The organism is Heyndrickxia acidicola, assembly GCF_001636425.1.
In the GTDB taxonomy this organism is placed as follows: domain Bacteria; phylum Bacillota; class Bacilli; order Bacillales; family Bacillaceae_C; genus Bacillus_AE; species Bacillus_AE acidicola.
This window is the reverse complement of record NZ_KV440953.1, coordinates 1,307,849-1,322,302: the sequence shown is the minus strand read 5'-3', so window position 1 is coordinate 1,322,302 and position 14,454 is coordinate 1,307,849. Positions and strand designations below refer to the sequence as shown.

Below are 14,454 nucleotides of genomic sequence, written 5' to 3'. Positions count from 1 at the left end.
TGATGCTTTACGTACAAGGTATCATTTTGTATGTTGTCAGTCTTCGTATTATCTTCTTTTCGTAAGCTATCCGCATCTTTTAATACTAAATCATTTCATTATTTTTTTATGTTAATTAGCCACAAAGTTTATGAGAGGCAGTTTCCACTGTCTCTTTTTGTATGAATTCTCATCTAATTATGTAAATAGTCCTCTGACTATCGTCACTTTCACACTATTTTTAATTTTTTTATACTTTACTTATTTAAGAGGGGAGGTTTATGAAAGTCATAGAAAAGTAATTTATTACTCATTTAAATAGGACTGTGGTATAGGGGGCTGGAACATGATAGAGGGGGAAATTATCAAGTTTTACCGAAAAAAAGTAGGGCTGACGCAGGAACAATTAAGCAAAGGGATTTGTTCTGTCACTCACATCAGCAAAATAGAAAGGGGACAAACGGCCTATTCGCCGGAAATCATTGAATTGTTCTCGGAACGTCTTCAAATAGATATAGAAAATGAAATCAGGCGTTTTGAAAGTATAGAAAAATTACTGCATCGGTGGCACCATCACATTGTGATGCAGAGATTTAATGAAATGGAAAGAACAAAAAAGGAATTGGAAAAAGTATTATTAATCCATTCCTCTAAATATGCACCATTATACAAATTATTGCAGGCAAGATACTTTCTTTTACATAAAAACAGCGAAAAAGCACTGGCAATCATGCAGCAGGTACAACACGAACATCCTGAACTTTCACACTATGAGAGAAATCTTTCAATGCATATATGGGGTATTTATTATATGGAAAATTACAAGGGCTCCGGCATGAAAGATCATCAAAAAGCAATTAAGGTGCTGCTTGAAATTGATACGGATGTGTATAGAAACCCTGAATACTATTATCATTTGGCAGTCGCCTACTACTTTATTAATTCAAATGTTATGGCCTATGCATATGCAGAAAAATCACTTGGCCACTTTAAGCAAACCAATAATTATTTATGGGCATTAAATGCTGAATCCCTTATGCTTGCGATTAAAGGGGATGATGTGACTATACATCTTGATGAAATAAAGGAATCCTATCAAAACTTAATTCTTGATAGTGAAAAATTAAATGCACCTTATAAAAAGAGCAGACTGCTTAATAATCTGGCCTATGCCTACTACGTGAGAAAAGACTATCGCCATGCTAAAATTCACTTTGATGAGGCGCTTCAAATTGTGAAAAAGTCTTCTATTGAATATATTTCGCTGTTAAATAATTATGTTACAAACTGTCTGGATGGAAAACTGCTTAAAAAAACCATGTTACAGAAAATGATACATAAGGGGATAGCCTTGGCAGCAGAAATGAATAGTCCTTTATATAAGACTTTATTCAAGCTTCTCAGTTATCGTTTGGAGGAAAAAGGAGAAGAGTATTTTCAATTTCTTGAAAAGAAGGCATTACCTTACTTTCGTTCAAATAAGCACATGGTTTTAACTAACAGGCATGGTAAGGAATTATACCACTACTTTGTTAATAAAAAAGAATATGAAAAAGCGGTTCAGGTTTCTGCCATTCTTTTAGAGAACGTATAAAGCAGATACAGGGTATCACTTTAAAAAGAAGAAGCAGGAAGTAAAAGAAAACTTCCTGTTTTGTTCGTAATTTTCCTAATGTGTCTGCAGCAGCGTAGCTGGGTTGAAACTTTCATAGCGGCTGCTTGCATAAAATTTTACCATTAAAACAGCTTACTAAAACACCCCGCAATTTCAAATAAACTGCGGATTGATCAATTATCCATAAAGATTAATGTATACGAAGACAGTCTTAATAAATGATAACAGGTTCATTTTGCGTAAGATTGCTATAAACAGTTTTCATTGCGCTAGGCGGCGTGTTCACACATCCCCCGGATCCCTGTGAAAGATAGGCATTGCTGGCCCAGTTTGTTCTCCAGCTGGCATCGTGAAAGCCGCATCCGCTAAGAGTAAAAGGTGCCCAGTAAGAAACTTTTATAGAATAATGGGGATTGCCAACCTCACTTCCCACGAGTATAGAAGGAGTTTGCTTATACATGATGTACCAAACTCCTTTGGGTGTATCTTCATGCACATCATGTCTTCCTGTAACCACAGGGGTTGTGATCGCTAGCTTACCATTTTTATAGATCCAAATACGCTGATCTTCGATGGATACTTCAGCATACGTATCACCAATGCCATGGTTTGCGGTCGTATCATAGCCGATGCCATAGGTGCTGTACCCGACTCCGTATATATTGGCAGCCGAAAGTGAATTTACTCCATCCTCAAAGGCTTTCGCAATTCTTTCTGTTTCTTTGTCAATATCAAGACTCCATCCATAGGTTTGCCCTTTTACAGAAATAACAGAACCGCTGTGCGTTTTGAATAAGAAATTTTTGTTTAATGTGGAAACAGAACTAGCAATCTCTGAAATCCTTGCTTTAATGTCATTCGTATCAATTGAATATTTCATATTTTTTGTAATGGAAGCATTTTTAATTAAATCACTGGCTTTTAAAGAATAAACCTCGTTCTGTACCTTGTACGTAACCGTTCTTTGAGAAAGATTTTTCAGCATGTCTTCTTCTTTTTTTATCATGGGACTATCTGTTTTAACTGGCTGTATGTATACCGGCTGTATATGAATTACACTATTAAACTCTTGTTTTTGATAGCTTTTCAGTTCGCTTGCTATATCTAGCTGCGTACCATTCAGGCTTTTGGAGACAAGGATGCTGCCTTGTTTCAAATAGACCTGTGCATCTACGGGAGCTTTCCGGCTTTGATTCATCGCTGTCAGTTTTTCTTCCATTCTCTTTTCTATCGTCTGGCTTTGAGAGAGCTCTTTTTTATCTGGGACTAATGTATAATTCTTTGCTTTAGATGATGGGAAAAAAGTCTTTTGTCTGCTCAATAATTTCTGTATATCTGCCAAATTTTGATTTGTATATCCCAGCTTTGTGTCCTTTTCATCAATGATTTTATTCTGTCCGACATAGATGATGTTTTTGGAAGTGGACGATTTTAATTTATTTAATGCCTGAACTGCAGTTTGTCCTCCGACATTTATTCCATTGATCCGAATATTGGAATTGAAACGTGTGGACTGATAGTAGTGAATTCCTGTGAAAATAAGTGCAAGAAGAACGATAATACTGCCTGAAATAATGTAAATAATTTTACGCATGATTCTTCACCTCATGAACGGTTCCGTTGTTTTGTTTTTAAAATTCAGCTCTGTAATCCTGCCCCAGTAGTAATTGAAGAATAAAGCCAGGTGCATGTATGGGTATCAACAGACAAGGATTACAACGCGAGAGAATTCAATAATAATAATCTATTAGAGCAAAATCACAAAAATAACAGGTCAAATGTAATTTAGGCATAAAGGAGGGTGAAACTCAATTGAGAAATTAGTATAAATATACCATATTATTCTTGAATTTTACTTAAAATATAAAGATCACCCGCTATTTATATATGTTGAATTCAAATTTTTATTCTGATGATTGGAGCCGAAGGGACGAGAAACCTGCGGGACAATGGAGTAATTTGCTCAGAGGAGGCTCCCTGTCTGCCCTCGGAAAGGGAGTGCCTGCAGTGGAAATCAGTAACCATTTTATAAGAAAAAACTAACTTCAATTTATGTAGAGATTTTTTACAGCTTTAATTTGAATGTGTCTTTAGATTTATAGAATCTAATCATCTCATATGAAAAGATAGAAATAGGGGAATAAACAGTGCTTTTGAACTGCATTTCCTGCCAAATTAAAGAAAAAATACAGCCTTAACTAGCGGGTTTTTATAGAGTAATTGAAACATAAAATGGCCCGGAAAATTGAAAATCTGGACCATTTTATTGTTTAGCATTATTCAATTAAGAGGAGAATAGGCCATCCTTGGAGCATATCTTTTGAAGTTTGAAAATTCTTTAATTGACGCCCACAGAAGTATAGGCATCCATAACCGTTTGAGTTTCCTGTGAAGGTGCACCATTTTTGTCAGGGTAAAGGTCTCGGGCAGCCTGGATGGCAGCTTCTCTCATCTCATGGAATCCGGAAGATGGCGTTAAATACAGAGTTAACGCTCGATAATAAATTTGCTGAGCCTTAGAGGTTCCAATTCCGGTAATGGTTATGCCGTTGTTAGTACCGCCTTGACAGATTAAATAGTCTGCTTTGTTGTTAATCCCACTATTGATATGCACACCGCCATTGTCCAATGTTCCTTGATAACGATCCTGGTACGTATCCGGGTAATGTCCGGATGGCATGTAGGTCGTACTGACTTTTAGAGATGCTGGATCACTGAAGGAACGTAGGCCTCCATCTCCAGGAATATTAGGAGTATAAACATCCTCACCCATTTGCCAGTCGGCTTTTCCAGTATTATTTATTTGAATAAATTCACCAAATATATCTGCTAACGATTCATTAATAGCACCCGACTCATCCTGATAAGTTAAGTTAGCAGTATTGGAAATGACACCATGGGTCATTTCGTGGCCGGTAACATCCAGACCACCGGAAAGTGAACCAAGTGTTACTCCATCACCATCTCCATAAAGCATTTCTTTACCGTTCCAGGCCGCATTATTCCACTGTGTTCCTACATGGACTGTACTATTCAATGTCATCCCCTTGTTATCTAAGCTTTTGCGACTAAAAACTTTCTGATAATAATCGTTCACTTTACTTGTATTGATATAAGCTGAAATGGCTGCAGGATCATAGAAGAAATTACTCGGACTGTTTGTGTTTATTTCCCATCCGGTTATACCAAAGAGGCCTGATAATAATTCGAAACTTACTTCAGGCATATGGTAGGCGGTGTACGTATGAATCTGGACACCATTTGTCGGCGAGGTGCCATATAAATAGTCTGTTTTCGTGGTGGGATCCTGAGCAGCTGTGAAGGTTTGCATTTTCCCGAATACGTCCAACCCTTTTGCTGTTACGGGCGTTGTAGCGGGTGCTGCATTATCAATCGCATTAAAACTGTTTACGACATTACCGTTGGTTGCATCTACAAAGTAGAAGTAATAGCCCGGTGCCGGCACAGAGGTAGAAAGCTTCACCAGGTATGTTAAATAGTATTTACCCTTATAAGGATAGAGCGTTAGCTGTGAGTCGATGCCATCATAGCGGCTGACAGTGCCGATTTGGGATTCTACACCTTTCTTGGCAGCATCAATCGCATCATCTTCTGAAATGGATGGGTCAGTGGGTATTACTGAGCGAGCCTGGAATTTTATGGTTTTTCCGAAAAATGCATACACATTATTATTTTTGTCCAGTGCTACTGTTTGCCCTGAGCCATATATCGGAATTCCATTGTATTGTTCAATTGTACGAGCATGATATGTACCAGTGGTACTATCAGTGTTCTCACTAATAATCTTAAATTGATCACCGGCTGGTGCAGTAGATGAGTCTAATGATCGTGCGGACTTGTCTGTGACCTGTGATGCCAGAAATGCCTTTACAATATCCTGTTTGGATTGTGCTGATGCCACAGCTGTTGTTGAATCAGCAAAGGAAGGTACAGCAGGCAAAACCCCTCCGATTGCAACGGATAAGGCTAGTACCGCAGGAATAACTGTTTTTTTGCTTGCTTTCTTTTGGTTTTTCTTTTTCTTTTTCAATCCATTCACCCCTTCTATAATGGCAAAAATGATATAACAATTAAATTATTTAAAAAATTCAAATCAGAATCAATAGTTTTCAGGCAATCCAATATTGGGTTAATTTTTCGGCGTTTTTTCAAGCTTATGACATCGAAATGACAAAGTAAGACAAAAAAACAAGGTTTTCTTAGGAGGAATTATCCCAATTTAAATTTTCAGATCATTCAGTGATAATAAAAACTAGTAAAACGGTTTTTCAGAAGGAGGCCAAAAATGAGAGCAGTACCCAAATCATTGATTTTGCCGTGTCTGTGCTGTATTTCCTTCTATACAGGAGTTCAGTTGACAGGAAAGACCGAAGCAGTATTCTCCAGTCAAGTAAAAGCGGATCCGATCACGATATCTGCGGCTTATGTATTTCCTGACACCATTAAGCAGCTGGTAAACCAGGCTGGTAGTATCCAGAAAGATATGAAAGCTGCCTATGATGAAATGCCTCCAGCTTCAACTGGCATTTCGATAGAGGATTGGAAAGCAGAGCTCCTTAAAGTAGAAGATGCTGGCCAGAAATTAAAAAAGCAAGAAAAGACATTAAATGATGTGTATAAAAAGATGTGTACTTATAACAATGAAATCCCAAGCGGTTTAGGCAGAGATATCAAGGAATATGTATTTGTTCGTGAAGGCTTCCAGCGGGTAAGACAAATAGAAAGTGAAGTGAAAATAACAGAAAACTATAAAAACATCGAGAGTCTCCGCTCCACGATTGAACAAAAGATAAAGGAACAGGAAGAAAAAGCGAATACATCCATAGAAGTACCGACGAAAACGGAAAACAATCAACCCCAGAGGGCAGTACAAGTGAATAAAGTGCTCCCAAACCATTCAAATATAATAAAGCAGGTGAAGAAGAATGCAGAAGAAAATCATCCGAATAGCAAGTAGCCTATTGAAAGGTATTTCTCTTATCGTTTTGTGCCTTTTAGTTTTTTCAATCCTGTCCGCCAGAGTCTCAGGGGGAGAACCAACCATTCTCGGTTATCAGGTAAAGACCGTTCTATCAGGATCAATGGAACCTACCTTTCAAACAGGATCTATCATCTCGATCAAATTGGGAAATCAGCAAAACTCCTATCAAAAGGGAGATATTATTACATTTAATATGGATGGGAAAACCATTACACACAGGATTTTTGAGGTAAAAAAAGTAAATGAAAATGTTTCTTATAAAACAAAAGGGGATAACAACAACGCGCCAGATGTATGGACAGTGGCGCCGTCTGATGTAGTAGGTAAATATACAGGTTTTACGATTCCGTATATCGGATATGTCATGAATTATGCAAATTCGAAGGCCGGTGCCGCTTTATTATTAATTGTGCCGGGAATTTTTTTAATTCTGTCAGCCATGTATTCCATTGTCGGCGCAAGAAAAGAGCTTGAAGCTGAAAAAGTCTTATAAATTTGGTTATGTCTCCTATGTATCAACCGCTATACATATGAGTCTTAATAAATATTTTTTGAAAAGGTAAAGGGGGATTTCTCGATGAGCTTTACACAAAAGATCACAAAGGGTGTTATGAGTGCTGCGCTTGGGATGTCTTTAATTGGGGGAGGGACATTTTCATACTTTAGCAGCAGTGCAAAAACGAGCAATACGTTTGCGGCGGGTACATTGGATTTAAAAGTAAACCCAAAAACGATGGTTAATCTTAACAATTTGAAGCCAGGGGATCAAATTTACAGAGAGTTTACACTAGAAAACAGCGGTTCCCTTGATATTTCCAAAGTATTATTAGATACAAAATATAGTGTAATCGATGCAAAAAACGATAATACCGATGATTTGGCAAAGCATATCAAAGTCACCATTATGTATAATACCACTACAGCCACTGATCCAGTGGTCGAGACGACATTATATGATTTGCAAAATCAAACACCAGATTTAGCCGAAATCGATACGTATGGCGGAGTGGGCGGACATCATTTGGCTCCACTTGGAATTAAAGCTGGCGGGATGGATAAAATTTTTGTATTATTCGAGTTTGTAGACAATGGACAAGATCAAAATCAATTCCAGGGGGATAAGCTCAAAGTGGACTGGACATTCAACGCACAGCAAGCCGATGGCACATATTATGATAATCCGGATACTGGCAATAACTAGTCACCCATTTTTAGAGAAACAAAAAAGAGCGATTGACCATGGGGCAATTGCTCTTTTTATAACTCTTTTTATTAGGATATATTGAAGTTAAATGTAATGGGGATTGGAGCGGAAAGCGAGCGCTTGGAATGGAAATCAACAGGAGAGTATAACTGAGCCTAATAAAAAAATAGTCTTAACCTTATTTAGAAGTATGCAGGAAATGTAAAAAGTGTGTGTATCTCAGCAGGTCGCATCAGCGTAATGGTTTAATGTTTTATTAATTGTATCGAGAGTGGAGTAAATATCCTGAAAGTAGACAATGGACAAAGTAGGAAGGTAAGTAATTTTAAAAAGCCTGTCATCCTTGCTGTAACGAACAATAATGAGCTTGTTTTTATTACATGAAATGGTATGAGTGATGTCGCACTCCTCATACATTATCGAAAATTCGAGCATTCGCTTTAAATATTCCATCTCAGTCCCTCCCTTCGTCATAGAGGGAGGTGACTAAGAAAAGTCAAAAAGGACCCTTTATTAGATGTATTCATATTTTTAAGCTAAATATAACATAGATTTACTCGATATGACATGAGAGGTTTTGTCAACTCTCGCTGCACTATTTGTCGGAGTTCCTTCCTTTTTGTAAAAAGAAAGGAGGTATTGCTCCCTAAAGGAAGCAACCTTAGGATTGGAACTGTATTCACTCCCTATCCTTGTAGGAATGTACATAAAAGATAGAGATTTTTACAATTTTGTAGAAAAAAGCAGAAGTTATAATACTGAATCTCGATTTTTTATCACTTTTTGTGTTGATAGCAACAAATTTTACGAAAAAAAGCCTTTATAAAAATTTCAGCAGATAAAAAAAGAATACAGATAATTGGCGGCAATCAAATGATAGTGCTGGAGAAAAACATACCCTTAGTCTTTCAAAGCGGAATCAAGAACGCGGGCAGTGCCCTGGGTGCAGGGGAGTATTTGAATGAAATCATAAAAAAGCTGTCAGGACAGAAATCTTTTAAAGGGAATCCTAACTACAGGTAATGATGAAGAAAGGCTGCAGCTGCAGCTTTTTATTATATCCATGGAGCTAATGTATTTTTTGAAATACTAGAAATGGAAGAGAATGAAACCTATGGCGATGAGGAACAATAGTACCATTAAAAAAGGAGGCGTGAAGATGACCATATTGAAGAATAAATGGTTATGGTTTTACTTGTGCTTCGTTTTGGTTGTAGCAGGATGTGATGTCTCTCCTCCAAATCGAGTGCCGAATCCTGTTCAAACCAAAAGCACATCACTTACAGGAGAGCATATACGAACGGTTACATTGGATTCCAGTGAAAAGGGTGTCATAAATGTGTTTGGCAAGCCTTCAAGTGTAGATTTTACAGAAAAACCGAAAATCAAAAACCTCACCTATGTACAGAATAGAAAAAGCGGAAAACTAATATTTTCTTTTGTTGATAGCAAAATGGTCAGATATATGTTTTCTGATCAACGGTTTAAAACAGCAAAAGGAATTTCCATTGGCAGTACGAGTGCAGAAGTAAAAAAAGCGTACGGCAAAAATTATGTAGAAAGAACAGATACATCCGGCAGAGTCATCATGTATGTAGATAAGATTCATAAGAACAGTATTGAGTTCATTGTTGACAAGGGAAAAGTTAGAAGTATCTTGTTTCAAAAAGGCACGAAGCTAGAATTTCAAAAACCGGTAGGGGCTGCTTTATAGCGGCTCTTTTTTTATGCTAATCGCTGTTTTCGCATAGATTGTGGCTTTACGTACAAAGAATGATTCCTTGAGTTGTCTTTGTTCGTGGCATTTTTTCGTAGCTCTTCACATGTTTTAATACTAAACATATTTTTAAAATGATATTTTTGTGTCCAATAGCAACAAAGTTTCCGAAAGAGCCATGCAAATAAAAATGGGTGGTATTAAAGGAGGGGTTGATAGTCAGAAGTAGAATTAGGTGATATAGCAATTATTTTGGAAAGGTCGTGAGTGCTGTTTTATGGATAAAGAAAGACTGATCGAACGACTGCCTAAACTGGAAACAGAACGTCTAATGCTGAGGAAAATACGAACAGATGATATGGAGGACATGTTTGAATATTGCTCGATGGAGGATGTAGCGGCATATGTAAACTGGCATGCGCATCAATCAATAGAAGATACTAAGGTATTTCTGAATCACATAGTAGAGCAAAAAACAGTGTTCTTTGGAATTGAGTATAAAGAAAATCACAAGCTGATTGGAACCATCAATTTTGTTAGTTGGAATCAAAAGCACCAAAAAGCAGAGATTGCTTACATACTTTCAAAGCTTTACTGGAGAAAAGGAATAATAACGGAAGCAATAAAAGCCATTATTCAATTTGGATTTACAACCATGAATCTGGAAAGGATCGAAGCGAGATGCATAGAAGATAACCTGGGTTCAGAAGGAGTCATGAAAAAAGCAGGCATGTTTTATGAAGGCACTTTAAGAAATAGTATGTTTACGAAAGGAAAGTATAGAAATCTGAAGCTGTACTCTATATTAAAGGATGAAGCGTAGATCTTTAGGAAAGGTTTCGTTACAGTGCACTCTTATACATCCGGTTCGCACTTCTAAAGGAAGAACCGGATGTTTCTTTTGATTTGCTGTACTGGACCTCTTTATTTTGATGGCACCAGAGTATCCATCGATTTACCTGTCTTTACCGCGGGTTCGCTGATCATCATACTAAGCCATAACCGGCTTAACCATTTTTTCGAATCACTTATTTGACTTTGAAAGCTATTTAAATCTTCATGGTACTCCAATCCTTCAACCGCCCTGTAGTTTTTTCTATTGCTTTTTTCAATCATTGTCACTTTCCATAATGGAAGCAGATTTTATAACCCATTTGTTTGAATCGAGGGGACAGGGAACGGATCAACCTGTCCCAGTAAAATAAGGAAATTAATAATGTTGAGCCACATAGGCGCACTTTATGCAAGTACGTCAAAAACCTTCAGTCTATAACCTTTTAATTAAGAAACACTCTCATTTTCAAAATACTCTTTATTACGCAAAACGGTAATAAAACCGTCTAATATATCATGGCTGACAGAAAATCCTTTCCGTTTATAAAATTCAAGGGCATTGTCATTGCCATTTGAAACAAAGATGAAATAATCCTGAACATCGTCAAACTGCTGCAGCCACTCCATTGCCATTTTAAACAGTACGGATCCAACCCCATACTGTCTGTACTCTTCTTGAATATAGAATTGAGAGAGGCATCCTACCATCTCGGTTGCCACTGTAGTAGGATCAAAAAAAGTGGCAAATTCATTTGAATAGGTTTTTTTAGGAGAGATATTCGAATAAACATAACCCACCGTTTTCCCAGCATCTTTCACTACAACAATATAATTGTGGGCGGCATTTTTAATGGATGGGACCATCCTGGTGTCAAAATTCATGCCGTCAAACAGTTCAGGCTTTATAAACGCCTTTGATTTTTGAAAAACCATGAGTTCATTACACAAGTCTCTGCAGGCTTCCATTTCTTTTTCTGACAGTACTTCATATGTTAAATTCATTTTTCGGCTCCTTTTCTTCATTAGGATTCTATATACGATTACTGCTGCAGCATTTCAGCTTGGAAATATTATATAATAAAAAGCTCGGGAAATTGCTATGAATTGATCATAGTTCATAAAAAAGAAATTGGCCATGGTACAAAGATATTTTTTTGAAAAATTAGAATCTATTATGAAAATTAATAGTAATAAGATTGACTTGTAACAAAGAAGGACTAATGCAAAAGAGAGTAGAATTTACAATCATGATCTTTTAAAAATAGGAGTAGTTATTAAAAATGAGCGCAAAAGAATTTTTGGGAAATGGAATAAGATATACGATTCGATCAGCGATAATAAATGATGCACAAGAGCTGTCTGAATTAAGAGTACAGATCGATGGGGAGACGGAAAATTTAGATCGGGAAAAAGGAGAAGACTACCTGGATCCCCAAGCCTTTGAACAAGTCATAGTAAGAGATACCGAAGGAAAAAGAAACTTATTCCTGGTTGCGGAGGTTGATCATCGAATTGTAGGATTTTCAAGATGTCAAGGGAATGAGCTTAAGAGATTTTCCCATCAGGCAGAGTTTGGTGTGTGTGTGTTAAAAGAATTTTGGGGACATGGGATTGGAAAAAAACTATTGAAAGAAACGATTTCCTGGTCTGAGAGCGCAGATATCAAAAAATTAACGCTGAAGGTTTTAGAAACCAATGAAAAAGCAATTCAGCTGTATGAGCGGAATGGTTTTGAAACAGAAGGGGTGTTAAAAAAAGACAAGATTTTATCGGACGGAAAATATTATAATACGGTCTTAATGGCCCGATTCAAGGGATAATGTAATAAGTCATCCCTCTAATTGGAAATCCTTACACATGGATGCGTCATTTTAAAGCATACACAAAATAAATAGAGCGCTTGGCTAGAGCGCTCTGGAGCGGGTTTGATTACGAATCAGCTATTATTTGTAACGATCATAGCTGGTAAGTCTGATCTAGAATATTAGAAACAGATTGTTGCACCAATAATAATCAACAGTATGAACAGAACAATGATTAATGCGAACCACTGTCCGCCGCAACCATAGCCGTAGCCGCCGTAACCATAGCCGCAACCTCCACCATAGAATCCCATACATTACACCACCTTTTAACTGGGTTAATGTACTGTATGTGCTTTTTAGATATCTGGATTGGGCTAATGCACAATTATAAGATTTTTTGTTTGCTAAGAGGGCAGGTGGAGTCGCAGAAAACTTCGAATGGGAAGCCTGATGTGATTCATTTTAGAAAAAAGGGGTAATCGGGTGGAATCGAGAAGCATGCACCTTATTATAGCCAATAAAATAGCGGGCCATTTTTCTTTAAAAGACAAAGCGTCATTTTTCGTTAACTTTGTTGCTATTTGACAAAAAAACGATTATTCGAAAAATACCAAGAAGGCAGGCAACATACGGACTGACTTTATGTTTGTAAAGAGCAATCCATGTGAATACAACCATAATATGGATAATGGTCTTGTCTGCATGTACAGGAATTTTCGCAAGAATGAATGGAAATTCAAGTAATGATTTAAAACAACCCAAAAAAATACTAATATAAAATGGAATAAGGATTTTTTTATGAATCATCACTTGTACAAAGTGGATGCTATTAATAATGGAGGAATGATGATGGAAACTGTAACAAAACCAGATTTTTCTAAAAGACCTTTCGATTTGACCGTTGACCGTGCCATGGATTCTTCTGCAGAGGTATTATATAGTGCATGGACACAGCAATTCGACCGTTGGTTTGCGGCTCCTGGGACAGTGTTAATGAAAGGGGAAGTGAATACGCTCTTTTTCTTTGAGACCGTATTTAAATTTGAAGGGGAAGAGAAGGAACAACGCAACCCTCATTATGGCAGATTCTTGAGACTCGAAGAAAATAGACTCATAGAATTAACATGGGTCACAGGTGTAAAAGGTACAAAGGGAGAAGAAACGGTGGTAACCGTTGAACTGGAGCCTTTTGGTAAAGGTACACTGCTTCGGCTTCATCACGCAGGATTTCCTGATGCCGAGTCAAGAGATCAGCACGCGGAGGCTTGGCCATTTGTTCTTGAGCAGCTGGATAAGAGGATGAAAGAGACTTCTTGAGTTAAGATTTGTATAAAAATTAAAAACAGTCTATTCAAAGAGAAAATGCTGAAATTTGGAGGTACATATATGAAAAATGATTTACTTCGCCATTTCCTGGCTTCCCTTTCCTACCGGGCGACTCAAGCGATTCAGGAGGTTCCGTCGCATTTCTCACATTTGGAGTTAGGAAACGAGGTACGAAAGCCAATCGAAATCCTGAATCATATTACCTTTCTTATGGCTTATACGATTCACTGTTTTCAAGAAATTCCATTAGAGGATTACAGAAAGATGAAAAACTGGGAACAGGAAGTACAGGCATTTTATGAAACAGCAGAAAAATTGGACCATATTCTAGAAAAAGACTTAACACCAAGCATCCGAACATACGAACAGCTGATCCAAGGGCCATTTTCAGATGCCATGACACATGTAGGACAGCTGAGTATGATGAGAAGACTTGCAGACGCACCTGTAAAATATGAAAATTTCATGGAGGCTGACATACGAAAAGGATTCATTTACCCAAACCATTCATAAGGAAGCTCATAATTTGTAAAAGCAAGGGACAACGTTTTCAGTTGTCCCTTTTGTTTGAAATACTTAATTATTCAAGTGACAGGATAAACAGGGCTTAAAGTCGATTAGTTTGGAAGGAATTATCAAAATCTGAAATAAGGCTTTACTCTCGATCCAAAAGGCAACAATTTAAAATGTTTAAGAGACTGTATTGCCTATTAAGGGATATCCACTCGGAAATTTTCATTACGATAAGCGATCAATCGTCAGTTGAATTAATATATGAAATAGAAAGCCATTTTACGGAGAGAGGGCGATGTATACCCATCCGGTTGAATGGATTGATACATAAATTTTTTTGAAAAAAGAGGAAGAAACGCGGATGAAACAACGAGATTATGTTGCTTTTTCAAAAATGTGCAGAATATATCAACAAACAGTCTAAAGAAAAAATGACTGATGCAAATGGCCTATGATTGC

The 14,454-nt window shown here is 37.2% G+C and carries 15 protein-coding genes; 9 read left to right on the top strand and 6 right to left on the bottom strand.

Features of this window, described 5'->3' with window-relative positions:
- Positions 1–325 precede the first annotated feature (325 nt).
- Positions 326–1,573, top strand: coding sequence for a helix-turn-helix domain-containing protein (locus A5N88_RS06170; protein WP_066264163.1), 1,248 nt, complete (start codon positions 326–328; stop codon positions 1,571–1,573).
- A gap of 232 nt (positions 1,574–1,805) precedes the next feature.
- On the opposite strand, the gene A5N88_RS06165 is transcribed toward A5N88_RS06170, so the two are convergent.
- Both A5N88_RS06165 and A5N88_RS06160 read right to left on the bottom strand, forming a co-directional pair.
- Positions 1,806–3,188: a L,D-transpeptidase family protein gene (locus A5N88_RS06165; RefSeq protein WP_066264159.1), complete on the bottom strand. Its 1,383-nt coding sequence runs from the start codon at positions 3,186–3,188 to the stop codon at positions 1,806–1,808.
- Positions 3,189–3,932: 744 nt separating this feature from the next.
- The gene (locus tag A5N88_RS06160; RefSeq protein WP_066264157.1) at positions 3,933–5,645 is read right to left on the bottom strand and encodes a M4 family metallopeptidase; all 1,713 of its coding nucleotides are present in this window, start codon (positions 5,643–5,645) and stop codon (positions 3,933–3,935) included.
- A 255-nt stretch (positions 5,646–5,900) separates the two neighbouring features.
- Between A5N88_RS06160 and A5N88_RS06155 the strand changes: the two genes are divergently transcribed.
- The 3 genes from A5N88_RS06155 to A5N88_RS06145 all read left to right on the top strand — a co-directional run bounded on the left by A5N88_RS06155 (position 5,901) and on the right by A5N88_RS06145 (position 7,797).
- Positions 5,901–6,572 (top strand): DUF4047 domain-containing protein, encoded by a 672-nt coding sequence (locus A5N88_RS06155; protein ID WP_066264156.1) that lies wholly within the window; start codon positions 5,901–5,903, stop codon positions 6,570–6,572.
- Entirely contained in the window at positions 6,541–7,089 is a 549-nt protein-coding gene (gene sipW, locus A5N88_RS06150; protein WP_066264155.1) for a signal peptidase I SipW, read from the top strand. Before A5N88_RS06155 ends, sipW begins: the two co-directional genes overlap by 32 nt.
- 84 nt (positions 7,090–7,173) lie before the next feature.
- Positions 7,174–7,797: a TasA family protein gene (locus tag A5N88_RS06145; protein ID WP_066264153.1), complete on the top strand. Its 624-nt coding sequence runs from the start codon at positions 7,174–7,176 to the stop codon at positions 7,795–7,797.
- Positions 7,798–8,019: 222 nt separating this feature from the next.
- On the opposite strand, the gene A5N88_RS06140 is transcribed toward A5N88_RS06145, so the two are convergent.
- A complete protein-coding gene (locus A5N88_RS06140; protein WP_066264151.1) occupies positions 8,020–8,253 on the bottom strand; it encodes a hypothetical protein in 234 nt (77 codons plus the stop codon).
- Positions 8,254–8,959: 706 nt separating this feature from the next.
- On the opposite strand from A5N88_RS06140, the gene A5N88_RS06135 reads away from it, so the two are divergent.
- Both A5N88_RS06135 and A5N88_RS06130 read left to right on the top strand, forming a co-directional pair.
- Entirely contained in the window at positions 8,960–9,514 is a 555-nt protein-coding gene (locus A5N88_RS06135; RefSeq protein WP_066264150.1) for a hypothetical protein, read from the top strand.
- 280 nt (positions 9,515–9,794) lie between these two features.
- Positions 9,795–10,340 carry a GNAT family N-acetyltransferase gene (locus A5N88_RS06130; RefSeq protein WP_066264148.1) on the top strand — a complete coding sequence of 182 codons (546 nt, stop codon included), beginning with the start codon at positions 9,795–9,797 and terminating at the stop codon, positions 10,338–10,340.
- A gap of 101 nt (positions 10,341–10,441) precedes the next feature.
- On the opposite strand, the gene A5N88_RS06125 is transcribed toward A5N88_RS06130, so the two are convergent.
- Together A5N88_RS06125 and A5N88_RS06120 are read right to left on the bottom strand one after the other, a co-directional pair.
- Positions 10,442–10,588, bottom strand: coding sequence for a hypothetical protein (locus A5N88_RS06125; RefSeq protein ID WP_157090612.1), 147 nt, complete (start codon positions 10,586–10,588; stop codon positions 10,442–10,444).
- Positions 10,589–10,798: 210 nt separating this feature from the next.
- Positions 10,799–11,353: a GNAT family N-acetyltransferase gene (locus A5N88_RS06120; RefSeq protein ID WP_066264146.1), complete on the bottom strand. Its 555-nt coding sequence runs from the start codon at positions 11,351–11,353 to the stop codon at positions 10,799–10,801.
- A gap of 278 nt (positions 11,354–11,631) precedes the next feature.
- On the opposite strand from A5N88_RS06120, the gene A5N88_RS06115 reads away from it, so the two are divergent.
- Positions 11,632–12,171: a GNAT family N-acetyltransferase gene (locus A5N88_RS06115; RefSeq protein ID WP_066264144.1), complete on the top strand. Its 540-nt coding sequence runs from the start codon at positions 11,632–11,634 to the stop codon at positions 12,169–12,171.
- Positions 12,172–12,335: 164 nt separating this feature from the next.
- Here the strand turns inward: A5N88_RS06115 and yjcZ are convergent, their stop codons facing one another.
- Entirely contained in the window at positions 12,336–12,467 is a 132-nt protein-coding gene (yjcZ, locus tag A5N88_RS24185; protein WP_083953063.1) for a sporulation protein YjcZ, read from the bottom strand.
- A gap of 538 nt (positions 12,468–13,005) precedes the next feature.
- Between yjcZ and A5N88_RS06110 the strand changes: the two genes are divergently transcribed.
- Together A5N88_RS06110 and A5N88_RS06105 are read left to right on the top strand one after the other, a co-directional pair.
- Complete coding sequence (locus tag A5N88_RS06110) at positions 13,006–13,473, top strand: SRPBCC family protein (protein WP_412733858.1); 468 nt, start codon at positions 13,006–13,008, stop codon at positions 13,471–13,473.
- A gap of 69 nt (positions 13,474–13,542) precedes the next feature.
- Positions 13,543–13,995, top strand: a complete 453-nt coding sequence (locus tag A5N88_RS06105) for a hypothetical protein (RefSeq protein ID WP_066264141.1) — start codon at positions 13,543–13,545, stop codon at positions 13,993–13,995.
- The last annotated feature ends 459 nt before the right edge of the window (positions 13,996–14,454 follow it).